At 71.1% G+C, this 24,646-nt stretch carries 20 protein-coding genes; 14 read left to right on the forward strand and 6 right to left on the reverse strand.

Annotated elements, in window-relative coordinates; translation table 11 throughout:
- Positions 1-82 precede the first annotated feature (82 nt).
- The 6 genes from TN53_RS00920 (at position 83) to TN53_RS00945 (ending at position 8,670) form a co-directional block, all read left to right on the forward strand.
- The gene (locus TN53_RS00920) at positions 83-1,249 is read left to right on the forward strand and encodes a CaiB/BaiF CoA transferase family protein (RefSeq protein WP_046256313.1); all 1,167 of its coding nucleotides are present in this window, start codon (positions 83-85) and stop codon (positions 1,247-1,249) included.
- The gene (locus TN53_RS00925; RefSeq protein ID WP_046256314.1) at positions 1,246-2,388 is read left to right on the forward strand and encodes an acyl-CoA dehydrogenase family protein; all 1,143 of its coding nucleotides are present in this window, start codon (positions 1,246-1,248) and stop codon (positions 2,386-2,388) included. The genes TN53_RS00920 and TN53_RS00925 overlap by 4 nt, the downstream gene beginning before the upstream one ends.
- Positions 2,389-2,433: 45 nt before the next feature.
- Positions 2,434-3,648, forward strand: coding sequence for an acetyl-CoA C-acetyltransferase (locus tag TN53_RS00930; protein ID WP_046256315.1), 1,215 nt, complete (start codon positions 2,434-2,436; stop codon positions 3,646-3,648).
- A gap of 35 nt (positions 3,649-3,683) precedes the next feature.
- Positions 3,684-5,861 (forward strand): 3-hydroxyacyl-CoA dehydrogenase NAD-binding domain-containing protein, encoded by a 2,178-nt coding sequence (locus tag TN53_RS00935; protein ID WP_046256316.1) that lies wholly within the window; start codon positions 3,684-3,686, stop codon positions 5,859-5,861.
- Positions 5,862-6,194: 333 nt separating this feature from the next.
- Positions 6,195-7,823: a thiamine pyrophosphate-binding protein gene (locus TN53_RS00940; protein WP_046256317.1), complete on the forward strand. Its 1,629-nt coding sequence runs from the start codon at positions 6,195-6,197 to the stop codon at positions 7,821-7,823.
- A gap of 103 nt (positions 7,824-7,926) precedes the next feature.
- The gene (locus TN53_RS00945) at positions 7,927-8,670 is read left to right on the forward strand and encodes an IclR family transcriptional regulator (RefSeq protein ID WP_046256318.1); all 744 of its coding nucleotides are present in this window, start codon (positions 7,927-7,929) and stop codon (positions 8,668-8,670) included.
- Between the two features lie 77 nt (positions 8,671-8,747).
- Here TN53_RS00945 and TN53_RS00950 read toward each other — a convergent pair whose 3' ends face one another.
- Genes TN53_RS00950 through TN53_RS00960 form a run of 3 tightly spaced genes read right to left on the reverse strand, consistent with a single transcriptional unit; the run spans position 8,748 to position 12,353 of the window.
- Positions 8,748-10,217, reverse strand: a complete 1,470-nt coding sequence (locus tag TN53_RS00950; protein WP_046256319.1) for a sugar ABC transporter ATP-binding protein — start codon at positions 10,215-10,217, stop codon at positions 8,748-8,750.
- Position 10,218: 1 nt separating this feature from the next.
- The gene (locus TN53_RS00955) at positions 10,219-11,286 is read right to left on the reverse strand and encodes a sugar ABC transporter substrate-binding protein (RefSeq protein ID WP_046256320.1); all 1,068 of its coding nucleotides are present in this window, start codon (positions 11,284-11,286) and stop codon (positions 10,219-10,221) included.
- Positions 11,287-11,321: 35 nt separating this feature from the next.
- Positions 11,322-12,353 (reverse strand): ABC transporter permease, encoded by a 1,032-nt coding sequence (locus TN53_RS00960; RefSeq protein ID WP_046256321.1) that lies wholly within the window; start codon positions 12,351-12,353, stop codon positions 11,322-11,324.
- Positions 12,354-12,504: 151 nt separating this feature from the next.
- Between TN53_RS00960 and TN53_RS00965 the strand changes: the two genes are divergently transcribed.
- Positions 12,505-13,230 (forward strand): SDR family NAD(P)-dependent oxidoreductase, encoded by a 726-nt coding sequence (locus tag TN53_RS00965; protein WP_046256322.1) that lies wholly within the window; start codon positions 12,505-12,507, stop codon positions 13,228-13,230.
- Here the strand turns inward: TN53_RS00965 and TN53_RS00970 are convergent.
- Positions 13,216-13,941 carry a MerR family transcriptional regulator gene (locus TN53_RS00970; RefSeq protein WP_046256323.1) on the reverse strand — a complete coding sequence of 242 codons (726 nt, stop codon included), beginning with the start codon at positions 13,939-13,941 and terminating at the stop codon, positions 13,216-13,218. The genes TN53_RS00965 and TN53_RS00970 overlap by 15 nt on opposite strands.
- 111 nt (positions 13,942-14,052) lie before the next feature.
- Here TN53_RS00970 and TN53_RS00975 point away from each other — a divergent pair, with 111 nt between their 5' ends.
- The 4 genes from TN53_RS00975 (at position 14,053) to TN53_RS00990 (ending at position 16,656) form a co-directional block, all read left to right on the forward strand.
- The gene (locus TN53_RS00975) at positions 14,053-14,541 is read left to right on the forward strand and encodes a macro domain-containing protein (RefSeq protein ID WP_046256324.1); all 489 of its coding nucleotides are present in this window, start codon (positions 14,053-14,055) and stop codon (positions 14,539-14,541) included.
- Positions 14,538-15,473 carry a PfkB family carbohydrate kinase gene (locus TN53_RS00980; RefSeq protein WP_046256325.1) on the forward strand — a complete coding sequence of 312 codons (936 nt, stop codon included), beginning with the start codon at positions 14,538-14,540 and terminating at the stop codon, positions 15,471-15,473. Before TN53_RS00975 ends, TN53_RS00980 begins: the two co-directional genes overlap by 4 nt.
- On the forward strand, positions 15,470-15,883 hold the full coding sequence (locus tag TN53_RS00985; RefSeq protein ID WP_234441484.1) for a hypothetical protein: 414 nt from the start codon (positions 15,470-15,472) through the stop codon (positions 15,881-15,883). Before TN53_RS00980 ends, TN53_RS00985 begins: the two co-directional genes overlap by 4 nt.
- A gap of 86 nt (positions 15,884-15,969) precedes the next feature.
- Positions 15,970-16,656, forward strand: coding sequence for a DUF6766 family protein (locus TN53_RS00990; RefSeq protein WP_046256326.1), 687 nt, complete (start codon positions 15,970-15,972; stop codon positions 16,654-16,656).
- Between the two features lie 165 nt (positions 16,657-16,821).
- Here the strand turns inward: TN53_RS00990 and TN53_RS00995 are convergent, their stop codons facing one another.
- The gene (locus TN53_RS00995) at positions 16,822-18,324 is read right to left on the reverse strand and encodes a M1 family metallopeptidase (RefSeq protein WP_199924483.1); all 1,503 of its coding nucleotides are present in this window, start codon (positions 18,322-18,324) and stop codon (positions 16,822-16,824) included.
- A gap of 204 nt (positions 18,325-18,528) precedes the next feature.
- Between TN53_RS00995 and TN53_RS01000 the strand changes: the two genes are divergently transcribed.
- The 3 genes from TN53_RS01000 (at position 18,529) to TN53_RS01010 (ending at position 23,494) form a co-directional block, all read left to right on the forward strand.
- Entirely contained in the window at positions 18,529-20,484 is a 1,956-nt protein-coding gene (locus TN53_RS01000) for a Xaa-Pro dipeptidyl-peptidase (RefSeq protein ID WP_046256328.1), read from the forward strand.
- Positions 20,481-21,725: a M14 family metallopeptidase gene (locus TN53_RS01005; protein ID WP_046256329.1), complete on the forward strand. Its 1,245-nt coding sequence runs from the start codon at positions 20,481-20,483 to the stop codon at positions 21,723-21,725. Before TN53_RS01000 ends, TN53_RS01005 begins: the two co-directional genes overlap by 4 nt.
- A gap of 65 nt (positions 21,726-21,790) precedes the next feature.
- Positions 21,791-23,494, forward strand: coding sequence for a BCCT family transporter (locus tag TN53_RS01010; protein WP_095046220.1), 1,704 nt, complete (start codon positions 21,791-21,793; stop codon positions 23,492-23,494).
- Positions 23,495-23,635: 141 nt separating this feature from the next.
- On the opposite strand, the gene TN53_RS01015 is transcribed toward TN53_RS01010, so the two are convergent.
- Positions 23,636-24,586, reverse strand: a complete 951-nt coding sequence (locus TN53_RS01015) for an FAD-dependent oxidoreductase (RefSeq protein ID WP_046256330.1) — start codon at positions 24,584-24,586, stop codon at positions 23,636-23,638.
- Positions 24,587-24,646: the final 60 nt, after the last annotated feature.

Here is a 24,646-nt window from a genome sequence, read left to right on the forward strand (position 1 = left end):
CTCGTTCAGGTCTTGTGCCCGGTGGAACAGGTTCTTAGCATCACTGGTGTTACATCGGTTGTGTCACGCCAATGGGGGCTGGATGACAACGGCAACGACGCCGGGGCAGGGCCCGCTGACCGGCGTGCGCGTACTCGAGCTGGCCGGTATCGGGCCGGGCCCGTTCGCCGCCATGCTCCTCGCCGACCTGGGCGCCGACGTGGTCCGCGTGGACCGGCCGGGCGGACCCGGGCTCGCCATCGACCCCGAGTCCGACGTCACCAACCGCAACAAGCGCTCGGTGATCATCGACCTCAAGGCCCCGGACGGCGCCGCCCGCGTCCTCGACCTCGCCGAACGCGCCGACATCCTGATCGAGGGCTACCGCCCCGGTGTCGCCGAGCGCCTCGGCATCGGCCCCGAGGTCTGCCACGCCCGCAACCCGGGGCTCGTCTACGGCCGGATGACCGGCTGGGGGCAGGAGGGCCCCCTCGCCCAGCGCGCCGGCCACGACATCGCGTACATCGCCCTCACCGGCACCCTCGGCCTGATCGGCAGCCCCGACGCGCCCCCGCCGGCCCCCGCCAACCTCCTCGGCGACTACGCGGGCGGCTCCCTCTACCTCGTCGTAGGAGTCCTCGCCGCCCTCCACCACGCGCGGGCCACCGGCGCCGGCCAGGTCGTCGACGCCGCGATCGTCGACGGCACCGCCCATCTCTCGGCGATGATCCACGGCATGCTCGCCGCCGGGGGCTGGCGGGACCGGCGCGGCGCCAACCTCCTGGACGGCGGCTGCCCGTACTACGGCACCTATGAGACGGCCGACGGGAAGTACATGGCGGTCGGGCCGCTGGAACCGCAGTTCTACGCCGAGTTCGTACGCCTGCTCGACCTGGAGGAGCACGCCGAGGCCCGCAAGGACTGGACCCGCTGGGGCGAGCTGCGCGACGCCGTCGCCGCCCGCTTCACGTCCCGTACGCGGGACGAGTGGACGGCCGCCTTCGACGGCACGGACGCGTGCGTCGCCCCCGTCCTGTCGCTGCGCGAGGCCCCGCACCATCCGCACCTCGCCGCGCGCGGCACCTTCACCGACCACGGCGGCCTCACCCAGCCCGCGCCCGCCCCGCGCTTCTCCGCGACCCCGACCGCCGTACGCACCGGCCCCGCCCGGCCCGGCGCCGACACCGGGGACGTGGCGCGCGACTGGGACGTACCCCATCTCCTGAAGGGCCTCGATCCGGACGGCCCCGCGACGAAGGGCCCTGAATGAAGCGGCAGATCTTCGCCCCCGAGCACGACGCGTTCCGCGAGACCGTGCGTGCCTTCCTGGCCAGGGAGGTGCGGCCGTACTACGCGCAGTGGGAGAAGGACGGCATCGTCTCGCGCGAGGCCTGGCGCGCGGCCGGCGAGCAGGGTCTGCTCGGGCTCGCCGTGGACGAGGAGTTCGGGGGTGGCGGCACCGCCGACTTCCGCTACAGCGCCGTCCTCGCCGAGGAGTTCACGCGCGCGGGCGCACCCGGGCTCGCTCTCGGCCTGCACAACGACATCATCGGCCCGTATCTGACCGGCCTGGCCACCGAGGAGCAGCGGCGGCGCTGGCTGCCCGGTTTCTGCGACGGCACCCTGATCACCGCCATCGCCATGACCGAACCCGGCGCCGGCTCCGACCTCCAGGGCATCCGCACACACGCCGCGGACCGAGGCGACCACTGGGTCCTGAACGGCTCCAAGACCTTCATCTCCAACGGCATCCTGGCCGACCTGGTGATCGTGGTCGCGAAGACGACCCCCGAAGGCGGCGCGCGCGGTCTGTCGCTGCTCGTCGTCGAGCGCGGCATGGCGGGCTTCGAGCGCGGCCGCAACCTCGACAAGATCGGCCAGAAGGCACAGGACACGGCCGAGTTGTTCTTCCACGACGTGCGTGTGCCCAAGGAGAACCTCCTGGGCGAGCGCGACGGCGCGTTCGGCCACCTGATGACGAACCTCGCGCAGGAGCGTCTGAGCATCGCCGTCTCCGCGATCGCCGCCGCCGAACACCTGCTGGAGATCACCACGGAGTACGTCAAGGAGCGCGAGGCCTTCGGCCGGCCGCTGGCGACCAAGCAGCACATCCGTTTCGAGATAGCGGAGATGGCCACCGAGTGCGCCGTCACCCGCACGTTCCTCGACCGCTGCATCGAGGATCACTCGAACGGGCAACTCGACGCCGTCCACGCCTCCATGGCCAAGTGGTGGTCGACCGAGCTGCAGAAGCGGGTCGCCGACCGCTGTCTGCAACTGCACGGCGGCTACGGCTACATGAGCGAATATCCCGTCGCCCGGGCCTTCACCGACGGCCGCATCCAGACCATCTACGGCGGCACGACCGAGATCATGAAGGAGATCATCGGGCGTTCCCTGCTCGGCTGAAAAGCTCTTCCGCACGGCTGACCCTCACCCCCGAAAGGCCTCCCCGTGAGCACCGAAGCGTATGTGTACGACGCGATCCGCACCCCGCGCGGTCGCGGCAAGGCGAACGGCGCCCTGCACGGCACCAAGCCCATCGACCTGGTCGTCGGACTCATCCACGAGATCCGCGACCGTTTCCCGGGCCTGGACCCGACCGCCATCGACGACATCGTGCTCGGCGTGGTCGGCCCCGTCGGCGACCAGGGCTCCGACATCGCCCGGATCGCCGCCGTGGCCGCCGGACTGCCGGACACCGTCGCGGGCGTACAGGAGAACCGCTTCTGTGCGTCGGGTCTGGAGGCGGTCAACATGGCCGCGGCCAAGGTCCGTTCCGGATGGGAGGACCTTGTCCTGGCGGGCGGTGTGGAGTCCATGTCCCGGGTGCCGATGGCCTCGGACGGCGGCGCCTGGTTCAACGACCCGATGACCAACCTGTCCGTGAACTTCGTGCCGCAGGGTATCGGCGCCGACCTCATCGCCACCATCGAGGGCTTCTCGCGGCGGGACGTCGACGAGTACGCGGCGCTGTCGCAGGAGCGGGCGGCGACGGCCTGGAAGGAGGGCCGCTTCGACCGTTCCGTCGTGCCGGTGAAGGACCGCAGCGGGCTGGTCGTGCTGGACCACGACGAGTACATGCGCCCCGGGACCACCGCCGACTCCCTCGCCAAGCTCAAGCCGTCCTTCGCGGACATCGGTGACCTGGGCGGCTTCGACGCCGTCGCGCTCCAGAAGTACCACTGGGTCGAGAAGATCGACCACGTCCACCACGCGGGCAACTCCTCGGGCATCGTCGACGGCGCCTCGCTCGTCGCGATCGGCTCCAAGGAGGTCGGCGAGCGCTACGGCCTCACCCCGCGCGCGCGGATCGTCTCCGCGTCCGTCTCCGGCTCCGAGCCGACCATCATGCTCACCGGCCCCGCCCCGGCCGCCCGCAAGGCGCTCGCCAAGGCCGGGCTGACCATCGACGACATCGACCTCGTCGAGATCAACGAGGCCTTCGCGGCGGTCGTCCTGCGCTTCGTGAAGGACATGGGCCTGTCCCTGGACAAGGTCAACGTCAACGGCGGCGCCATCGCGCTGGGCCATCCCCTCGGCGCGACCGGCGCGATGATCCTCGGCTCGCTCGTCGACGAACTGGAGCGCCAGGACAAGCGGTACGGCCTCGCCACGCTCTGTGTGGGCGGCGGCATGGGCATCGCCACCATCGTCGAGCGCATCTGACCCCCCTCCCGACGGATCACACGGAGCATCTCCACATGAGCACTGAGTCCACCACCATCCGCTGGGAACAGGACCGGTCCGGCGTCGTCACCCTCGTTCTCGACGACCCCTCTCAGTCCGCGAACACCATGAACCAGGCGTTCCGCGACTCCCTCGCCGTCGTCACCGACCGCCTGGAGGCCGAGAAGGACTCCATCCGCGGCATCATCCTCACCTCCGCCAAGAAGACCTTCTTCGCCGGCGGCGACCTGCGCGACCTCATCCGGGTCACCCCGCAGACCGCCCAGGACCTCTTCGACGGCGGCCTCGCGATCAAGCGCGACCTGCGCCGCATCGAGACCCTCGGCAAGCCGGTCGTCGCCGCGATGAACGGCGCGGCCCTCGGCGGCGGTTACGAGATCGCCCTGGCCTGCCACCACCGCATCGCCCTGGACGCGCCGGGCTCGAAGATCGGCTGCCCCGAGGTCACCCTCGGCCTGCTCCCGGGCGGAGGCGGCGTCGCCCGCACGGTCCGCCTCCTCGGCATCGCCGACGCCCTGCTGAAGGTGCTGCTCCAGGGCACCCAGTACACCCCGCAGCGCGCCCTCCAGAACGGCCTGATCCACGAAGTGGCCGCCACCCAGGAGGAACTGCTCGCCAAGGCCCGCGCCTTCATCGAGGCCAACCCGGAGTCGCAGCAGCCCTGGGACAAGCCCGGCTACCGCATCCCCGGCGGCACCCCCGCCAACCCCAAGTTCGCGGCCAACCTCCCCGCCTTCCCGGCCAACCTGCGCAAGCAGACGGGCGGCGCGCCCTACCCGGCCCCGCGCAACATCCTCGCCGCCGCGGTCGAGGGCTCCCAGGTCGACTTCGAGACCGCACAGGTCATCGAGGCGCGGTACTTCGTGGAGCTGGCGGCCGGTCAGATCTCCAAGAACATGATCCAGGCGTTCTTCTTCGACCTCCAGGCCGTCAACTCCGGTGCCAACCGCCCCAAGGGCATCGAGCTGCGCACGGTCCGCAAGGTCGCCGTCCTGGGCGCCGGGATGATGGGCGCGGGCATCGCGTACTCGTGCGCCCGCGCGGGCATCGACGTCGTGCTGAAGGACGTGTCGGCGCAAGCGGCCGCCAAGGGCAAGGCCTACTCCGAGAAGCTCTGCGCGAAGGCGGTCTCCCGGGGCCGTACGACACAGGAGAAGGCGGACGCGCTGCTGGCCCGCATCACACCGACGTCCGACCCTGCCGACGTCGCCGGCTGCGACGCGGTGATCGAGGCCGTCTTCGAGAACCCCGAGCTCAAGCACAAGGTGTTCCAGGAGATCCAGCACGTCGTCGAGCCCGACGCGCTGCTGTGCTCCAACACCTCCACCCTCCCCATCACCGTGCTCGCCGAGGGCGTCGAGCGCCAGAGCGACTTCATCGGCCTGCACTTCTTCTCGCCGGTCGACAAGATGCCGCTCGTCGAGATCATCAAGGGCGAGCGGACGGGGGAGGAGGCCCTGGCCCGGGCCTTCGACCTGGTGCGGCAGATCAAGAAGACGCCGATCGTGGTGAACGACTCGCGCGGCTTCTTCACCTCCCGCGTGATCGGCCACTTCATCAACGAGGGCGTCGCGATGGTCGGCGAGGGCATCGAACCGGCCTCGATCGAACAGGCGGCGGCGCAGGCGGGCTACCCGGCCAAGGTCCTCTCCCTGATGGACGAACTGACGCTCACGCTCCCGCGCAAGATCCGCAACGAGTCCAAGCGGGCCCTCGAGGAGGCGGGCGGCGTCTGGCCCACGCACCCCGCGGAGGCCGTCATCGACCGCATGGTCGACGAGTTCGGCCGCACGGGCCGCAGCGGTGGCGCCGGGTTCTACGAGTACGGCGAGGACGGCAAGCGGACGGGCCTGTGGCCGGGCCTGCGTGAGCACTTCACTCGCGAAGGCGCCGAGATCCCCTTCGCGGACATGCAGGAACGCATGCTCTTCTCCGAGGCCCTCGACACGGTCAAGCTCATCGAGGAGGGCGTCCTGACCTCGGTCGCCGACGCCAACATCGGCTCGATCTTCGGCATCGGCTTCCCGGGCTGGACCGGCGGCGTCCTCCAGTACATCAACGGTTACGAGGGCGGCCTCCCGGGCTTCGTGGCACGCGCGCGTGAGCTCGCCGAGCGCTACGGGGACCGCTTCACACCGCCGGCGCTGCTGGTGGAGAAGGCGGAGAAGGGGGAGCGGTTCGGCGACGCGTGACGGGGCGTCGGTGGGGGGTCTTCGCCCCCGCTGCCCGTCCCGTCCCTGGGGGCTGCCGCCCCCAGACCCCCGCTTCGGCCCTGAACGGGCCTTGTCCTCAAACGCCGGACGGGCTGAGTTTCTCAGCCCCTGCGGCGTTTGAGGAGCGGGGGTCCAGGGGCGGGGTCGAAGGGGCGGCAGCCCCTGGGGATGGGAATGGGTAAGGGCGGCGGGGGCGAGAAAACCGCCCCGGGCACCCCGTACCGCTGAGCGACACGCCCCGCTTGCCCCCCGGGGGACGGAACGCCGACGCTGACCTGCGAACCGGTCCCCGTCCCCACCGAGGAGCCCCCTATGGGAACCCGTCCCGCCCTCGCCTTCCTGGACATCCTCCGCGGCGAGGGCGTGGACCGGGTCTTCGGCAACCCGGGCACCACCGAACTCCCCTTCCTGGCCGCCCTCAAGGAGACCGAGGGCGCCCCCGAGTACGTCCTCGGGGTGCACGAGGGCGCCGTCGTCTCGATGGCCGACGGCTACGCACGCGCCACCGGCCGCCCCGCCTTCGTGAGCCTGCACGTGGCCGCGGGCCTCGCCAACGGCCTCATCGGCCTCCTCAACGCCCGCCGCTCCCGCACCCCCCTCGTCGTGACGGCCGGCCAGCAGGACCGCCGCCACCTTCAGCAGGACCCCATGCTCACCGGCGACCTCGTCGGCCTCGCGACGCCCGCGGTGAAGGCGGCGTACGACGTCCAGCACGCCCGCGACCTGCCGCTGGCGTTACGCCGGGCCTTCGCCCTCGCCGTACGCCCGCCCGCGGGACCGGTGTTCCTGTCCATCCCCATGGACGTGTTCGCCGAGGACATCGAGGTCGAGGTCCCGGCCCGCACTGCGCCACCCCCGGCAGGCCCGGCCCCCGGCATCGAACGCGCCGCCGTCCTGCTCGGCGGCGCCGCCCGCCCCGCGATCGTCGCCGGCGACGGCGTCGGACGCGAGGACGCCGTCGCCGCCCTGGTCCGCGCGGCGGAGGCCTGCGGCGCGACCGTGCACCACCAGCCCATGGCCGACTGCCTGAACTTCCCTACCACCCACCCCCTCTACGCCGGGATGCTGCCACCCCGCCACGACGCGATCCGCGCCGCACTCGCCCCGCACGACGTCCTGCTGATCGCCGGCGCCCACGCCTTCACCCCGCACCACTACACCCCGGGCCCCGCACTGCCGCCCGGCGTCACCGTCGTCCAGCTCGACTCCGACCCCGAGGAGATCGGCCGTAACTTCCCCGCCGAAGCCGGGCTGGTCGGCTCCCTCGGCCCCTCCCTGCACCGCCTCGCCGACCTCCTGCGCGAACGTGTGCCCGCCCACACCGCCAAGGGCCGCATCCTGCACACCGGCGAACAGCACGCCGCGGACCGCGACCGCGCCGAGTCCGCCGCCCGCGCCGCGTACTCCCCGGCCCCGCTCGCCCCCTGGGCCGCCGCCCACGCCGTCGCCCGGGGTCTGCCGCCCGGCGCGGCGGTCGTCGAGGAGGCCATCACCGTAGGGCTGCTGCTTCGTCGGCTCGTCCGCCTGGACCGCCCCGGCAGCTACACCCACACCGTCGGCGGCGGCCTGGGCTGGGGCATCGGCGCCGCCGTCGGCCGCGCGCTCGCCGAGCCGGGACGCCCCGTGGTCGCCGTACTCGGCGACGGCTGCACCCTGTTCGGACTCCAGGGACTGTGGAGCGCCGCCCGTCAGTCGTCCCCCGTCCTGTTCGTGGTCATGAACAACGGCGCCTACCGCACCCTTCAGGACACCTACGAGGCGATGGGCGGCCCGGGCCCGTGCCCCGGCACCGAACTGGGCCCCCTGGACTTCACCCGCGCGGCCGCCTTCTTCGGCGTCGACGCGGTCCGCGCCGAGAGCGCGCAGCATCTGCGCGAACTGGTCGCCGGGGCAGGGAAGTTGAAGGGCCCACTGCTGATCGACGTACCTCTGGGGCAATGAGCCCCCACCGCGGGGACACCACGCCTGCGACCGAGGCGATGATCCGCCACTCACAGCGACGCACACCTTGCCACCCGCCGACCCAGGCATCACCATTCGGTCCATGACGGACGACGGTCCTCTGCCCAAGTCGGTGCTCGCACGCGGCGTGACCCTGCTACGTGCCTGCGGGGACTCCGGGACCGCCCTCACCCTCGCCGAACTCGCCCTGCGCACCGGGCTGCCGAAGCCCACCGCGCACCGGCTGATCGGCGAACTGGTCCGGCTCGGCCTGGTCGAGCGCACCCCGGACGGCCGCTACCGCATCGGCCTGGGGCTCTTCGTCCTCGGCCAGTCCGCGCCGTCGGTGTGCGAGCTGCGGGACGCGGCGCTGCCGTACCTGGGCGACCTGCACGAGGCCACCCACGAGAACGTCCATCTCGCCGTCCCGGACGGTACCGACACCCTGTTCCTGGAGAAGATCACGAGCCGCCGCGCCACCCCGATCGTCTCCCGCACCGGCGGCCGCCTCCCCGCCCACTGCACCGCCACCGGCAAGGTCTTCCTCGCCCTGGACCCCCGCCCGCCCCACCGCACCCTGCACCGCCTGACCCCCCGCACCCTGGTCCTCCCGGGTCAGCTGGCCCGCGACCTGGCCCTGACCCGCGCCCGGGGCTTCGGCGTCAACCTGGAGGAGGCCGAGATCGGCGTCTCGGCGGTGGCCGCCCCGATCTACGCCCACGACCGCGCCCCCCGCCCGATCGCAGCGATCTCGGTAACAGGCGCCACCCGCCACCTGAACATGGACCAAGTGGGCGCAAGAGTCTGCGCAGCAGCACGGGCCCTGACCCGAGCGTTGTCGGCATGAGCGATTGGCGGATACGTCCCACCTACGCTCCGCAAAATCCCAGGTGACCGACGCCCGGCGTGGGACACATCTGCCAATTACCTAGACGTCGACGCCCCGTGCTGCATCGCCACCGCCAGTGCGTGCTCTGTCAGGTGCGCTCCGTGTACCTCGCCCGTCACCCTGCCCCGGACGAAGACCAGCACTCTGTCGCACACCTCCGTCAGTTCCGCCAGGTCCGTCGATGCGATCAGTACCGCCGCGCCGCCTGCGGCCAACTCGCCCACGATCCGGTGCATTTCGGACCGTACGCCGACGTCCACGCCCCGCGTCGGGTCGTCGAGGACCACGATCGTGGGGTCGGTCGCCAGCCACTTGGCGAAGACGACCTTCTGCTGGTTGCCGCCGGACAGGCGTGCCACCACGTCGTGAGGGCCGCCGCGCAGCCGTAGCCGTTCGGTCAGGTCGACGGTACGGCGGACCAGTTCCGACCGCGACGGCGCGATGCCGCCCCGCCCGAGCCCCAGCCAGCTCACCGACGTCGTGTTCTCCCACACCTCCCGGTCGACCATCAGCCCGTACCGCTTCCGGTCGCTCGGCACGAAGGCGACCCCCGACCGCACCGCGTCCCGCAGCGAGTGCGGCAGACCGCGGCCGCCGACGTCCACCCGGCCCGCGGAGATCGCCGTACGGCCGCACACCACCTCCAACGCGCAGAGATGGCCCGCCCCTTGAAGCCCCGCGACCCCGACCACCTCACCCGCCCGGACCGTGAACGTCACGTCCGTGAGCCTGCCCGGCACGCTCACCCCAGACAGCACCACGGGCGGCGGCAGATCGACCACGGTCCGTGTCCGGCGTGCCTGCTGCTCGGGCCGGCCGCCCAGCATCGCCGTCACCAGTTCGGGCACGTCGACCTCCTCGCGGCGCACCCCGGCGAGTGCCACCCGCCCGTCCCGCAGCACCGTCACGCGCTGCGCGAACCGCATCACCTCCTCCAGGAAGTGGGTGACGTACAGGACGGCGATGCCCCGCCCGGTCAGCGTGCGCAGGACACCCTCCAGGCGGTCGACGGCGGCGGCCGGCAGCGCCGACGTCGGCTCGTCGAGGATCAGCAGCCGGGGGCGGCGCAGCAGGGCCCGGGCGATCTCCGTCAACTGCTGGTCCGCGAGGGGCAGTTCGCCGAGCTCCGTGCCGAGGTCCACGTCCAGGCCCAGCTCAGCGAGGACCGGCCCGGCCGCCCGGTCCATGGCACCCCGGTCGAGCAGGCCGAGGCGGCGCGGTGGACGGCGGGGGAAGAGGTTCTCCCGGACGGTGAGGTCGGGGAAGAGGCTCAACTCCTGGGAGACGGTGGCGATCCGGGTGTCCTTCGCGAGGCGCACCGCCCCCTCTTGTGCCGCCAGCGTCCCCGACACGATCCGCACCAGCGTCGACTTGCCCGCACCGTTCTCGCCGACCAGCGCATGCACCTCACCGCCCCGCAGCCGGACCCCGGCCCCGTCCAACGCCCTTACTCCGCCGTACGACTTGACCAGGCCCTGGGCCACGAGGATGTCGCCGTGCGCCATCTCAGCGCGCGTCCTTCAGGGGACGCAGCTGTCCCTCCTGATCGCCGAGGAGCTTGTCGATGGTGGGCCCGTACCAGTCGTAGGCCGCCTCCGGGGACTTCTGCCGGGTGATGATCTCGTCGATGTTGGAGGAGTCGACGACGCCGCCGGGGGAGAGGAACCAGCCGTCGGGCAGCTTGCCGTCGTTCTCGCGCACCGACTCGATCAGGATCGCCGTGGACAGATAGCCCTTGAGGAAGTGCTGCGGGTCGATGGCGACGAAGTTCGAGCCGTCCTTGACCGCGTCGAGGGTCTTGGGGTCGACGTCGAAGCCGGCGGTCAGCCACTTCCCCTTCTTCGACTTCTTGATCTTGGCGAGGTTGTAGCTGTCGGCGTCCCCGACACCGAGGAACGCCAGCGCGTCCGGATGCGCGTTGACCTGCGCCGACCAGGAGCTGTAGTTCTGGCCGGGATCGCTGTACGTCTGGAAGGGGCCGAGCACCTTCACGTCCGGCGCCTCCTTGCCGAACGTGTCCTTGATGCCCGCAGCCCGGTTGTCCAGCACCGGCGTCCCCGGGTTCGGCACCCCGATGACGATCTCGCCCTTCGGATCGTCGCCCAGCCGCTTCAGCGCCTCCTTCGCCATCAGCTCGCCGAGCGCGTAATTGTCGTTGCCCACATAGAAGTTCACCTTGCTGCCCTCGGTGGGGGAGGTGTCCAGGGCGACGATCGGGATGCCCTTGTCGACGGCTCGGGCAGCGGGGCGGGTGAAGATCGGCGGGTCGAGGTTCTCCAGGACGATGCCGTCCTTGGCGGTCGTCTGGAGGTTCTGGAACAGCTGGACCTCGGCCGGACCGTCCGTGTTGGGCGGGCCGACCGCCTGGAAGTCGACGTTCTCGGCGTGCTCCGCGGCGCTCTCGGCGCCGAGCACCATCTCGTGGGCGAAGTTGAGGGAGATGTTGGCCACCGCGATGCCCATGTCCAGCTTGCCGCCCTTGCCGCCGGACCCCTCGCTCTCACCGCACCCGGAGGCGCCCAGCAGTGCCAGGACGCCGAGGGCGGCGGCCACCGTACGGAATCGAGGATGCATCAGGGGCCTCCAAGAGCCATGTGCCGACCGGGTGTTCACCGGCGCCGCCGTCCCGTGCGGCGCAGCGCGCTGTCCGCCGCGACCGCGACGAGGATGACCCCACCGGTCGCGAACGACGTCCAGTTGATGGGTACTTCGAAGAACACGAGCCCCGCGGCCACGACCGCCAGGATCATCGCCCCCGCCACCGCGCCGACCACCGACCCGCGCCCCCCGGCCAGCGGCGTCCCGCCGATGATGCACGCGGCGATGGCCTGGAGCTCGTACCCCTGCCCGAGGGTCGGGTCACCGGCGCCGTAGAACGCGAGGGCCAGCACGGCGGCGCACGCCGTGGTCAGACCGGAGAGCGCCAGGGCCTGGACGCGGGTGCGCACGACCGGGATGCCGCTGAACGCGGCGGCGTCCGGATTCGAGCCGATCGCCCGCACCCGAGCCCCGAACCGGGTGCGGGTGAGTGCCACGGCCAGCACGGTGACCACCGCGAGCAGTACCCACAGGGCGAACGGCACCCCGCCAGGATCCCCGCCCGCGAAGGTGAAGAACGAGTCGTCCAGCGGCAGATCGGTGATCTGCCTGCCGTCGGCCAGCGCGAGCCCGACACCCCGGAAGAGCATCAGCGTGCCCAGCGTGACGATGAACGACGGCAGCGCCAGCAGGGTCGTCACCAGCGCGTTGAACACCCCGAGAGCGATCCCGGTGAGCAGCATCACCGGCACCGCCGCCCAGGGCGCCCAACCGTCCCGCACCAGGAGCGCCCCGACGACCAGCACCATCGCGTAGGTGCCCCCCACCGACAGGTCGACCTCGCGCATGGCGAGCGCGAAGACCATGCCGCACGCCATCAGCGAGATGTAGACCGAGTTGTGGGCGGTGGACAGCAGGTTGTCCGTGTCGAAGAAGTCCGGGTACGGGATGCCGATCGCCAGCACGAGCAGCCCCAGCACCAGCAGGACGCCCAGCTCGTCCCGCACCAGCCGGCGCGGCGGCAGCGGCCACCGGCGTCGCGTCGCGGTGTCCTGTTCGCGGGCGCGCTCGGCGTCGTCCACGGCACGCTCGGTCTCGGTCATCGGGCACGGCTCCCGTACGGCGGCAGCTGAAGGCCGCCCCCACGGGCGACTGGCCGCAGCGTCGGCCCCACGGGCGCGGGCGGCAACACGGGCGTTCCAGCGAGTGGAATGCGCTCTTGCCGGACGCCTGACGGGTCATCACACTCGCCCCATGGAGACGCGTACCGCCCTGGTGACCGGAGCGGCACAGGGCCTCGGGCAGGAGTTCGCCGTCGCGCTGGCCGGGCGCGGCTACCGGGTCGCAGGGCTCGACCTCGTCCCGCAGCCGCAGACCGCGGCCCGGATCCTCGACTATGTGGAACTGGTGGGAGACGTCACCGACGAGGAGGTCGTCCGGGCCGAACTGGAGCGTGTCATCGACCGGTTCGGCACCCTGCATGTCGTCGTCAACAACGCCGGCGTCTACCCGTCCAAGCCCTTCGAGGAGACGACCGCCGAGGAGTGGCGGCGCGTCCTGCGCGTCAACCTGGAGGCCCCGTTCCTGGTGACGCAGGCCGCGCTGCCCCATCTGAAGGCGGCCGGGTGGGGTCGTATCGTCAACATCGCCTCCGCGGCCGTGTTCACCGCACCGCCCACGATGGTCCCCTACGTCGCCTCGAAGATGGGCCTGATCGGCTTCACCCGCGCACTCGCCGCCGCGCTCGCCCCGTACGGGATCACCGTCAACGCCATCGCGCCCACCATGGTCCGCACCGCCACCGCCGAACGGACGGTCGGCGCGGACGGCGGCTTCGCGTTCGTGCGCGGCCGCCAGGCCGTCTCCCGCACCCAGGAGCCCGCCGACCTGGTCTCGACGCTGCTGTACGTGGTCGACGAGGGCAGCGGCTTCCTGACCGGGCAGACCCTCAACGTGTCCGGAGGGTCAGCCTACTTGTGAGGGGCCGGACGAGGTCGGAATCCATTCGCTGAGCTCCTCCTTCAACGAGCGCTGGAAGGTGGTCAGCAGCGCCTGCACCACGATCGGATGCATATGGGCGGACAGCGACCTCACGTCCTGCGTGTCCCGCTCGGACACCTCTCCCCGGAACAGTTCCGCCAACTCGTGCGCCGCGGCCCGCGCATGCTCGACGAGCACGGTGCGCGCCGCGAGGATCGACTCCAAGGACAGGGGTACGTCGAGCAGTTGGACTCCGAGCCGCAGCAGCCCGGAGTCGAAGTGATAGCCGTCGCCGTCCGGCCGTACGACGTTCATCGCGGCCAGCCGCTCCACGTCCGTGTCGGTGAGCGACCGTCCCGCCCGCTGCTCCAGCTCCCCGCGTGTGGCGCTCTGCGCGGTGTCCGGTGCCCAGGAGGCCACGACCGCACGGTGGATCGCGAGGTCGTGCGGGCTCAGGCCCGGCGGCAGCTGCCGCAGATACCGCTCGATCGCCGCCAGCGTCATCCCCTGGTGCTGGAGCTCCTCGATCAGCGCGAGCCGGGAGAGGTGCTCCTGCCCGTAGTGCCCCACCCGCCGCGGACCGATCACCGGCGGCGGCAGCAGCCCCTTGGTGCCGTAGAAGCGGACCGTGCGGACCGTGACGCCCGCCCGTGCGGCCAGCTCGTCGATCGTGAGGTCGGTCGCGTCGATCTCGCAGGGTTCGGTCGTCATGTGCAGCAGTATCGCTGTCTCACCAGTGCTGTGAAACCTGGCGAGCACCCCTGCCGATCATGCCTCCTGGCCCCGGAGGCCACTGTCAGTGGCGGCGCCTACGGTGGCGTCATGTCGGAGATCACTTATGTCCGGGGTGACGCCACGACACCGTCGGTGAAGGGCGTCAAGGTGATCGCCCATGTCTGCAACGACATCGGGGGATGGGGAAAGGGCTTCGTGCTCGCGCTGTCGCGCCGCTGGCCGGCGCCGGAGAAGGCGTACCGCGCATGGCACCGCGACCGCGCGTCGAACGACTTCGGTCTGGGCGCCGTCCAGTTCGTGCAGGTCGAGCCCTATGTGTGGGTGGCCAATATGGTCGGGCAGCGCGGGATACGCACCGGCAGCAAGGGCGTGCCGGTGCGCTACGAGGCGATCGACGCGGCACTGGAGAGGCTCGCGGTGAGGGCCACGGAACTCGGCGCCTCCGTGCACATGCCACGGATAGGGTGCGGACTGGCCGGAGGCAAGTGGTCCCGTGTCGAGCCGCTCATCAGTGAGCGGCTGGTCGGGAAGGGGATCGCGGTCACGGTTTACGACCATGGGGAGGACCGGAGTTGAGCAGGGACACCGACGTTCTGGTACTGGGCGGCGCGGGCGTCGACACCATCGTGTACGTGCCGGAGCTGCCGTTGCCGTACGCCGACAGCTACATGATCGACTCCGGGATCCGCACCCGCGCGGGCCAGACCGGAGACTTCGTCGCCGTCGCTCTCAGCTCGCTCGGCCTGCGCACCCACCACCTCGACATGCTCGGCGACGACCCCGAGGGCGACCTCGTGCGCGCCCTGCACCGGGACAAGGGCATCGCTCTCACCGCCGTCCCGCAGCCGGCCGGCACCAAGCGCGCGGTCAACCTCGTCAGCCCCGACGGCCGCCGGCTGTCCCTGTACGACACCAGCCGCGGCCACCCCGACGACCGACTGCCGGAGCCGACCGTCCGGGAACTCGCCACGGCCAGCCGGCACGCACATGTGTCGATCACCCAGCCCTGCGCCCACGCCCTGCCCGCACTGCGCGACTGCGGCGTGGGCATCTCGACCGATCTGCACGACTGGGACGGCGAGAACCCGTACCACGAGCCGTTCGCGTACACGGCCGACGTGGTCTTCCTCTCCGCCACCGCCCTGACCGACCCCGAGCGCACCATGCGCCGCATCGTCGAGCGCGGCCGCGCCGAGGTCGTCGTCGCCACCGCTGGGGCCCAGGGCGCATTTCTGCTGGCCGACGGCGAACTGACCCGGATCCCCGCGGTCACACCGCCCGCGCCGGTGGTGGACTCCAACGGAGCGGGCGACGCCTTCGCGGCCGCGTTCCTGTACGGCAGGCTGACCGGCGAGCCCCCGCACCGGTGCGCCCTGTACGGCGCGGTGGCCGGCGCCCACGCCTGCACGGTGGCGTCGACTCGGACGGACGCGATAGGGCGGGAGACGCTGCGTACCCGTGTGACCGGTTATTTGCGTGAGCAGGAAGCGGGTACTCGGACGGTGTGAGAAAGTCGCGCTGGATCGGAACGCTGATATTCCTGTCCACCTTCGGACTGGTTCTCGGCGGCTGCGGCGGTGCCGGAGAAAGGGCATCGGGAGCCTCCGCCGCGGCCACCGGATTCGAGCGCCTCCTGCGCTCCGACGATACGAAGGGCCTCTGCGAGGCTCTCGCGCCGGAAACCCGCAGTGAAGTGGAGGAGTCCGAGAAGGCGAGCTGCGAGAAGGCGATCGCCGCGCTGGAGATTCCGCTCGGCGGCGAGACCCGCAGAACGGACGTCCATGGCCGACAGGCCCGCGTGGTGCTGGAGTCGGACACACTCTTCCTGTCGCGGTTCGCCGACGGCTGGAAAGTCGTCGCCGCGGGCTGCACCCCCCGCGCCGGCCAGCCCTACCAGTGCGAGATCAAGGGAGGCTGACGGCGTATGCGGATCATGTTCACGACCTGTCTGCTGGTCGTCCTCTGCGGCCTCGTCTACTTCAGCGCCGTGGGGCTGATGAACCGATGACCACGAGAACGCGCGGATTCCTCCGCGACAACGGACTGGGCCTCGGATTCGGCTTCATATTCCTGCTGGCTCTCGTGGGACAGGCGATCGCGGGCCACGCGGAGTTCAACAACCAGCTGGCCACCGACGGGCTGGCCCAGGTCGGATTCGGCGAATACCTCATGTCGTCCGACTTCGCCGTCGACGTGACGGAGAACTGGCAGTCCGAATATCTGCAGTTCTTCCTCTACATCACCGCGACCGTGTGGCTCCTGCAGCGGGGTTCCCCGGAATCGAAGGAAATGCGCAAAGCCGGAACGGAGTCCGACAAGGCCCAGCAGGTGGGCAGATACGCCCACCGGTATTCACCCCGCTGGGCCCGTGGGCATGGCGCCCGGCGGCACGTCTACTCGCATTCCCTCGGTCTGGTGATGGGCACGCTGTTCGCCCTGTCATGGCTGTCCCAGTCGATCACCGGTGTCGCCGCCTACAACGAGGAACAGCTCCGGCAGCTCCAGGCGCCCATCGGCTGGGGAAGCTACGTCGGTTCGGCGGACTTCTGGAGCCGGACCCTGCAGAACTGGCAGTCCGAGTTCCTCGCCGTGGCGTCCATGGCCATCCTGTCCGTCTACCTCAGACAGCGCGGCTCGCCGGAGTCCAAGCCGGTCGGGGCGGCCCACACCTCGACCGGAGTCGAAGGATGAAACGGACCGCCCCCGCCATGGTCGGGGACCTGGGGCCCTAAGCGGCCGGGGCGCCCCGAAGGGGCGCGGGGCTGTATCGATCAGCGGCTCCGCCGCGGGGCGCGACCAGCCACGACGGCGCCGCAGACGAACAACAACCCGTCCACCGCACTTCCAGCGGAGCGCTCAGTGCTCGTGCACGTCGTTCGTCGCGGCGATCCTCTGCCACGACTTCGGCCGCACCGGCGGCGCCCCGGCCTTGGCCGTCCTGGCGATGGACGCGTCGGCCGCCGCAGGGGCGGTGGGCTTCGACGGCTGGAACAGCCACGTGTCGAAGAGCGCCGACAGCGACTGCCCCGACACCTGCTCGGCGTACTCGCGGAAATCGGCGACCGTCGCGTTGCCGTACGCGTACTTCTGCGGCCAGCCCTTCAGGACCGCGAAGAAGGCGTCGTCCCCGATCTCGTTGCGCAGCGACTGAAGGGCCAGCGCGCCCCGGTCGTAGACGGCGATGTCGAACTGGTTCTCCGGCCCCGGGTCACCGGGCTTCACCGTCCAGAACGGGTCGTCGGCCGGGTGCGAGGCGTACACGTAGTCCGCGATCTCCTGTGCCGTGCCCTCGTCCTCGTGCTCGGACCACAGCCACTGCGCGTACCGGGCGAAGCCCTCGTTGATCCAGATGTCCTTCCATCCGGCGACGGAGACGAGGTCGCCGTACCACTGGTGGGCCAGCTCGTGCACGACCACGGAGGTGTTGGAGCCGTTCGTGAACTGGCGCGGGCTGTAGAAGGGCCGGGTCTGCGTCTCCAGCGCGTACCCGGTGTTCGTGTTCGGCACATACCCGCCGAGCGCGTTGAAGGGGTACGGCCCGAAGTACTCGCTCAGCCAGTCGGCGACCTCCCCGGTCCGCTCGATGCTCGCCCGCGCCGCACCGGCGTTGTCGCCGAGGTCCTTGCTGTAGGCGTTGACGACCGGGATCCCGCTCTCGGTCCGGTCCGTCGTGATGTCGAACTTCCCGACGGCCAGCGTCGCCAGATACGTGGCCTGCGGCTTGTTGGACCGCCAGTTGAAGCGGGTCCAGCCGGCGCGTGAACTCGTCGACTGGAGCGTGCCGTTGGAGATGGCCTGGGTGCCGTCCGGCACCAGCACGGACACGTCGTAGGTGGCCTTGTCGAGCGGGTGGTCGTTGCTGGGGAACCACCACCAGGCGGCCTCGGGCTCGTTGGCGCCGACCCCGCCGTCCGGGGTGCGGTGCCAGCTGGTGAAGCCGTACGCCTGCTTCGACGACGGCACCCCGCTGTAGCGCACGACGACGGTGACAGCCGTGCCCTTCGCCAGCGGTGTCTTCGGCGTGATCTCCAGCTCGTGCTCACCGGACGTGGTGAACGACGCCTTCGCGCCGTTGACCCGCACCTCCTCGACGTCCAGCAGGAAGTCCAGGTCGAAGCGCGACAGTTCCTGGGTGGTGCGGGCCAGGAGGGTCGCCGTGCCCTCCAGTTCGTCCGTCGGCGGCTGGTACTTCAGCCGCAGGTCGTAGTGGGAGACGTCGTATCCGCCGTTGCCGTAGGCCGGGTAGTAGGGGTCGCCGATGCCCGGAGCGCCGGGGGAGTGGCTCGCGGCCGACGCCGGGATCGCCAGCAGGACGGACGCGGTGGCCAGTGCGCCGGGCGCGATGAGTCTGCGGTGCACGAAAGCTCCAAGTCGTAGGGGCACGAGGTCTGTTCGGAGCCTATTCATCACCTGTGGACGCAGGCGTGTCCACAGCCGCCCCTGTCACACGATCGCCATTCGGCCGTCATGAGCGATCACGTCCCACGCACCTTTCCAGCCACATCCCGCCCGCCCCGATCGGCCCTCTTTTGCGCGGGAGTTGACCGCTGTACCGTCCGCGCCATGCCGATACGCACGCGCTTCACGATCTGGAGATCGCTCGCGACGGCGGCCACCGCCGCCCTGCTGGCCACGTTCCTCACGCCCGTCGTCGCACAGGCCGCCCCGCGTGAGAGCCGACCCGTCTACTCGTACGAGAACGCGGTCCGTGAGGCCGTCTGGGTGGACACCGGACTCGACGGGGACGGCGACGGCAGGAGCGACCGTGTGGCCGTCGACATCGTCCGCCCCCGCGAACCCGCCCGGCAGGGCAGCAAGGTGCCGGTCGTCATGGACGCCAGCCCGTACTACTCCTGCTGCGGGCGCGGCAACGAGGGCCAGAGGAAGACGTACGACGCGAACGGCGACGTCGTCCAGATGCCGCTGTTCTACGACAACTACTTCGTGCCGCGCGGCTACGCATTCGTCGGAGTCGACCTCGCCGGCACCAGCCGCTCCGACGGCTGCGACGACGTCGGCGGCCGCTCGGACGTCCTCTCGGCCAAGGCAGTGGTCGACTGGCTGAATGGCCGAGCCACTGCCTACACGAGCCGCACAGGGAGCGCCAAGGCCAAGGCCACCTGGACCAACGGAAAGACCGGCATGATCGGCAAGAGCTGGGACGGCACCATCGCCAACGGTGTCGCCGCCACCGGCGTCAAGGGCCTCAGGACGATCGTCCCGATCAGCGCCATCTCCTCCTGGTACGACTACTACTTCCAGCAGGGCGCCCCGCTCTACGACTCCGGCCCCGACTGGCTGGCCACCTACGTCAACAGCCCGGACGCCCAGGCCAAGTGCGACGCCGTCCAGCAGAAGCTCATCGACGGCGCCCCGCGAACCGGCGACCGGACCGGCCTGTGGACCGAGCGGGACTACCTCAAGGACGCCTCCAAGGTGAGGGCGAGCGTCTTCGCCATCCACGGCCGACAGGACCTCAACGTCCGTATGCGGCACCTCGGCCAGTGGTGGGACGCCCTCGGCAGGAACGGCGTCGAGCGCAAGATCTGGCTCTCCCAGACCGGCCACGTCGACCCCTTCGACTTCCGTCGCGCCGAGTGGGTCGACACCCTGCACCGCTGGTTCGACCACGAACTCCTCGGCTACGACAACGGCATCGACCGCGAGCCGATGGCCGACATCGAACGCCACCCCGACCAGTGGGTCACCTCCAAGACCTGGCCCCCGCGCGGCACGAGCCCCGCGACCCTGCGCCCCGCCCAGGGAACCCAGCCCGGCGTCGGCACCCTCGGCCTGACCCGCGACCGCGGCACCGAGACCTTCACCGACGACCCGGCGCTGAGCGAGACCGACTGGTCCGCGCGGATCGACACGTCCACCCCGGAGAAGGCGGGCTTCACCACCGGCGCCCTCACCCAGGACCTGCGCCTGGCCGGCTCCTCGAAGGTCACCGTCACCGCCACCCCGACCACCACGACGGCCCACCTCTCCGCCGTCCTCGTGGACCTCGGCCCCGCCACCATCCGCGACTACGCGACCGCCGGCGAGGGCATCACCACGCTGACCGACCGCACCTGCTGGGGCGCGAGCACCGCCGGTGACAGCGCCTGCTTCAAGGAGACCCGGGCCAAGACCGCCGACGTCGACTACACGGTCGTCAGCCGCGGCTGGGCCGACCTCGGCACCTACGCCGACCCCGGCAAGGGCGTCCCGCTCACCCCGGGCAAGGCGTACACCATCACCGTCGACCTGGCGGCCACCGACCATGTCGTCCCCGCCGGTCACCGCCTGGCCCTGATCGTCGCGGGCACCGACCAGGACCTGATCGACCCGCCGTCGACCACCCCGACGCTCACGATCGACCTGTCCCGCACCTCGGCCCGCGTCCCGTTCGTCGGCGGCGCCTCGGCGTTCGCGCACGCCACGCAGGGCGCCGCCACCGCCGTACCGCGGACCGCGCCGCTCGACGGTGTGACGGCACCGCGGACCCTCCAGCGCGTCCCGGGGGCAGGCCGATGATCCGAGCCCTCACGCTGAGCACGGCGGCCCTGGCCGCCTGCCTGGTCGCCATGCCGGCCCACGCGACCGACTCCCCGCCGCGCACCGGTTTCGAGCAGTCGAACGGTGCCCGCTGGACCGGCGAGACGGAGGAACAGGACTTCCTGGCGGCCGTCGACGCGGGGAGCGACCGGGTCTCCCTCGCCCGCATCGGCACGACGAAGCGGGGCCGCCCCCTCCAACTGGTCCGCCTGGGCAGGCAGGGCGCCCCGAACAAGGTGCTCCTCGTCTGCAGCCAGCACGGCGACGAGCCGTCCGGCCGCGAGGCCTGTCTCTCCAGGGTCCGCGACCTGGCGTACGCGAAGGACGCCGGCACCCGGCGCTTCCTGGACCGCACCACCCTGCTCGTCGTGCCCACCGCCAACCCCGACGGCCGGGCCGCCGACACCCGCGGCAACAGCGACGGCATCGACGTCAACCGCGACCACCTCGCCCTGCAGACGGCCGAGGGGCGGGCCCTGGCCGCCGTGATCCGCGACCGGCAGCCCGATGTCATCTACGACCTGCACGAGTACGGCGCCACGCCCCCGTACTACGACAAGGACCTCTTCGACCTCTGGCCCCGCAACCTCAACACGGACGAGGCGGTCCACGACGAGGCCGAGACCCTGTCCCAGGCGTACGTCCGTCCCGCCGCACAGCACGCCGGGTACACGACCGGCACGTACGGCATCTGGACCGACCCCGTCACGGGCGATCCGATCAGACAGACCGCCGGTGACGGCCAGGAACGCATCCTGCGGAACATGTCCGGCATCAAGCACGCGGTCGGCCTGCTCATCGAGAGCCGCGTCGACGCGCTCGCGGACGTCGACGAGGCGACGAACAACCGGCGCCGGGTCAGCTCCCAACTGGCCGCACTGAAAGGCCTGTTCGGCTTCGCCGACGAGCGTCGCGGCCGGATCGAGGCGGCGACCGGCACGGCCCGTCACCAGGGCTGGGCCGACACCGGACCCGTCTACGTCGGCGGCGCCGACAACGACCCGCCCGAACCCGCTGAGGTGATCCAGGACCCGCCCTGCGGCTACCGGCTCACCGACGCCCAGTACTCGCAGGTCAAGGACGAACTCGCCCTGCACGGAGTGAGGACCGAGGGCACCCACGTTCCCCTCCGCCAACCCCTGCGCGCCCTCGTCCCGCTGCTCCTCGACGAACGCGCCCCCTACCACCTCACGGCAGGGGAACCCGACACCGACTGTTGAAGCGGCATCGATCAGTGGCACCTGTGGTACTCCGTAACCATGGTTTCCGGGAGAAGGTGCCGCACATGACGGAAGACTTGAAGGACAGGGGTGGCCGGGAAGCTCGCTCGGACGTTCCCGGCCCCCACACCACCGACCGCGTGGTGTTCGGCGTCACCGCCGTCATCACCGTGGCCTTCGTGATCTGGGGCTCGACGGCGACGGACTCGCTGGAGAGCGTCTCCACGAAACTGCTCAACGGCCTGATCCACAACGGTGGTTGGGCCTTCATGCTGGCGGCCTCCTGCTTCGTCGTCTTCGCCCTGTGGCTCGCGGTCAGCCGCTACGGCCGTATCCACCTCGGCGCCGAGGGCGAGGAACCCGAGTTCAAGACGGTGTCCTGGGTCGCGATGATGTTCAGCGCCGGCATGGGCATCGGCCTGATGTTCTACGGCGTGAGCGAACCGCTCTCGCACTACACGACCCCACCGCCGGGCACCACCCCCGCCGACTCCGCGGAACGCATGGAGACGGCGATGGCCACCACCCTCTTCCACTGGACGCTGCACCCCTGGGCGATCTACGCGGTGGTCGGCCTCGCCATCGCCTACAGCACCTACCGCAAACGCCGCCGCCAGACCATCAGCGCGGTCTTCACCCCGCTCATCGGTGAGAAGCACGCGGGCGGCACCGCGGGCCGGGTGATCGACATCCTCGCGATCATCGCCACCATCTTCGGCTCGGCGGCCTCGCTGGGTCTGGGCGCCCTCCAGATCGGCTCCGGATTCCAGGAGCTGGACTGGATGGACGACGTGAGCGAGGGGCTGCTCGTCGCCATCATCGCCGTGCTGACCCTGGCCTTCGTGGCCTCGGCGGTCTCCGGCGTGGAGAGGGGCATCCAGTGGCTGTCGAACACCAACATGGTGCTCGCACTGATCCTCGCCGTGTTCGTGTTCATCGCCGGCCCCACGATCATCGTCCTCGATCTCCTGCCCACCTCGATCTTCGCCTACCTCGGCGACCTGCCCCAGCTCGCCGGTCGCACCGAGGCCAGCGGCGGCGCGGGTGTCGCGGACTGGCTCGGCAGCTGGACCGTCTTCTACTGGGCCTGGTGGATCTCCTGGACGCCGTTCGTCGGCATGTTCATCGCCCGCATCAGCCGCGGCCGCACCATCCGGCAGTTCGTCGGCGGCGTCATCCTCGTGCCCAGCACCGTCAGCCTGGTCTGGTTCGCGGTCTTCGGCGGTACGGCGATGAAGCTGAAGGAGGGCGGCGCGCTCCGCGGCGCCGACACCCCCGAGAGTCAACTCTTCGGAGTTCTCCAGGAGTTCCCCATCGCGACCGCCACCAGCCTGCTCGTGATGGTCCTTGTCGGCATCTTCTTCGTCTCGGGGGCCGACGCCGCCTCCATCGTGATGGGCACGCTCTCCCAGCGGGGCGCCCTCGAACCGGGCCGCTTCGTCGTCGTGTTCTGGGGCATTGTGACCGGGGCCGTCGCCGCCATCATGCTGCTCGTCGGCAGCGGCCAGGGCGACGCGCTCACCGGTCTGCAGAACCTCACGATCCTGGCCGCCGCGCCCTTCGTCCTCGTGATGATCGGCATGTGCGTCGCCCTCATGCGCGACCTGCGCCGCGACCCGGTCATCGTGCGCGGCGAGATGGGCTCCGAGGCTGTGGAACTCGCCGTGATCGAGGGCCACAAGAGGTACGACGGCGACTTCGAGATCAGGGTCGGCCCGGGCGCCGGCACGGAGACGGAGGGCGACCCACTGGGCCACGACCACGCGTAGCTCCGCTGGAAGAGCGGTAGCCAAGACGCGGGCCGGTGGGGGCTGGTCGCGCCCGCGCGGCAAAGCCGCATATCGACGCAGCCCCGCGCCCCTTTGGGGCGCGGTGCCGCACCGGGATTCATCAAGACCGCCGGGACGGATCTAGGCGGAGGCGAGCGCCGCCGCTTTCTGCGCGCAGCCCCAGGCCACGGTGACGCCCCCGCCGCCGTGACCGTAGTTGTGCACCAACACCCGTCCGTCCGGCAGCAGTTCTCGCTCAAGCCGCACCGCGTCCCGCACCGGCCGCAGCCCCACCCGGTGCCCCAGCACCCGCGCCCCGGCTGTCTCCGGCCGCAGCGCCGCACACCGCCGTACGATCGCCTCGGCCACCGCCGGATCCGGCTCCGTCGACCACACCCCGTCGTCCGCCGTACCGCCCAGCAGGAGCCGGTCCGGATGCGGGAAGCAGTACGCCATCTCCCCGTCGGCGTCGGTCGACACGACCCACGTCCGGATGCCGGGGTTCGCCACGACGACCAACTGCCCGCGCACCGGCCGCACGGAGGCGTCCGGCACCAGCTCCCGCGCGCCCAGCCCCGTGCAGTTGACCACCACCGGCGCCCCGACCGACACGAGGTCGGACACCGTACGCGGCTCGATCGTCCCGCCCGCGTCGAGCAACCGCTGCCGCAGCCAGGGCAGATGGACCGCCATGTCGACGAGCGGGAGCCGTGCCCACAGCCCCGACCCGGCGTACTCCTCGGCCGTGGCGGCCCGCAGACCCGGCAGCCGCTCGCCCGCCCAGGCCGTGGCCCTGTCCAGGTCCGCCTCGCCGAGTACTCCTTCGACCATGCGTACGCCGGTACGGTCCGGGTCCGCCGCGAGCGCCTCGTACACCTCCAGCGAGCGCAGCGCCCACGCGCGGGCCGGCGCGACCGGCTCGATCCGGTAGGGCCACCACAGCGCCCCCGCAACCCACGAGGTGGTGCGCTCGACAGGATCCCGGCTCCACACCCGCACCCGCCTGCCGCGCTCGGCCAGGACCACGGCCGTCGTCAGCCCGATCACCCCACCGCCGACCACCACGACATCGCTGCTCGGCTCACTGTCCACACCGGGACGTTAGCGGAATGTCGTATGCCGTGCGCAGAGGGCGCTTGCTGCGGGAATACT

The sequence above is a fragment of the Streptomyces sp. WM6386 genome (assembly GCF_000972385.1).
Taxonomy (GTDB): domain Bacteria; phylum Actinomycetota; class Actinomycetes; order Streptomycetales; family Streptomycetaceae; genus Streptomyces.

What these genes read in the sequence shown, in the direction of transcription:
- TN53_RS00925 (WP_046256314.1), top strand. Translation starts at nt 1,246, where the DNA reads ATGAAGCGGCAGATCTTCGCCCCCGAGCACGACGCGTTCCGCGAGACC.
- TN53_RS00975 (WP_046256324.1), top strand. Translation starts at nt 14,053, where the DNA reads ATGTCGGAGATCACTTATGTCCGGGGTGACGCCACGACACCGTCGGTG.
- TN53_RS01000 (WP_046256328.1), top strand. Translation starts at nt 18,529, where the DNA reads ATGCCGATACGCACGCGCTTCACGATCTGGAGATCGCTCGCGACGGCG.
- TN53_RS00935 (WP_046256316.1), top strand. Translation starts at nt 3,684, where the DNA reads ATGAGCACTGAGTCCACCACCATCCGCTGGGAACAGGACCGGTCCGGC.
- TN53_RS00955 (WP_046256320.1), bottom strand. Translation starts at nt 11,286, where the DNA reads ATGCATCCTCGATTCCGTACGGTGGCCGCCGCCCTCGGCGTCCTGGCA.
- TN53_RS00990 (WP_046256326.1), top strand. Translation starts at nt 15,970, where the DNA reads ATGACCACGAGAACGCGCGGATTCCTCCGCGACAACGGACTGGGCCTC.
- TN53_RS00950 (WP_046256319.1), bottom strand. Translation starts at nt 10,217, where the DNA reads ATGGCGCACGGCGACATCCTCGTGGCCCAGGGCCTGGTCAAGTCGTAC.
- TN53_RS00940 (WP_046256317.1), top strand. Translation starts at nt 6,195, where the DNA reads ATGGGAACCCGTCCCGCCCTCGCCTTCCTGGACATCCTCCGCGGCGAG.
- TN53_RS01010 (WP_095046220.1), top strand. Translation starts at nt 21,791, where the DNA reads ATGACGGAAGACTTGAAGGACAGGGGTGGCCGGGAAGCTCGCTCGGAC.
- TN53_RS00920 (WP_046256313.1), top strand. Translation starts at nt 83, where the DNA reads ATGACAACGGCAACGACGCCGGGGCAGGGCCCGCTGACCGGCGTGCGC.
- TN53_RS00965 (WP_046256322.1), top strand. Translation starts at nt 12,505, where the DNA reads ATGGAGACGCGTACCGCCCTGGTGACCGGAGCGGCACAGGGCCTCGGG.
- TN53_RS00970 (WP_046256323.1), bottom strand. Translation starts at nt 13,941, where the DNA reads ATGACGACCGAACCCTGCGAGATCGACGCGACCGACCTCACGATCGAC.
- TN53_RS00960 (WP_046256321.1), bottom strand. Translation starts at nt 12,353, where the DNA reads ATGACCGAGACCGAGCGTGCCGTGGACGACGCCGAGCGCGCCCGCGAA.
- TN53_RS01005 (WP_046256329.1), top strand. Translation starts at nt 20,481, where the DNA reads ATGATCCGAGCCCTCACGCTGAGCACGGCGGCCCTGGCCGCCTGCCTG.
- TN53_RS00945 (WP_046256318.1), top strand. Translation starts at nt 7,927, where the DNA reads ATGACGGACGACGGTCCTCTGCCCAAGTCGGTGCTCGCACGCGGCGTG.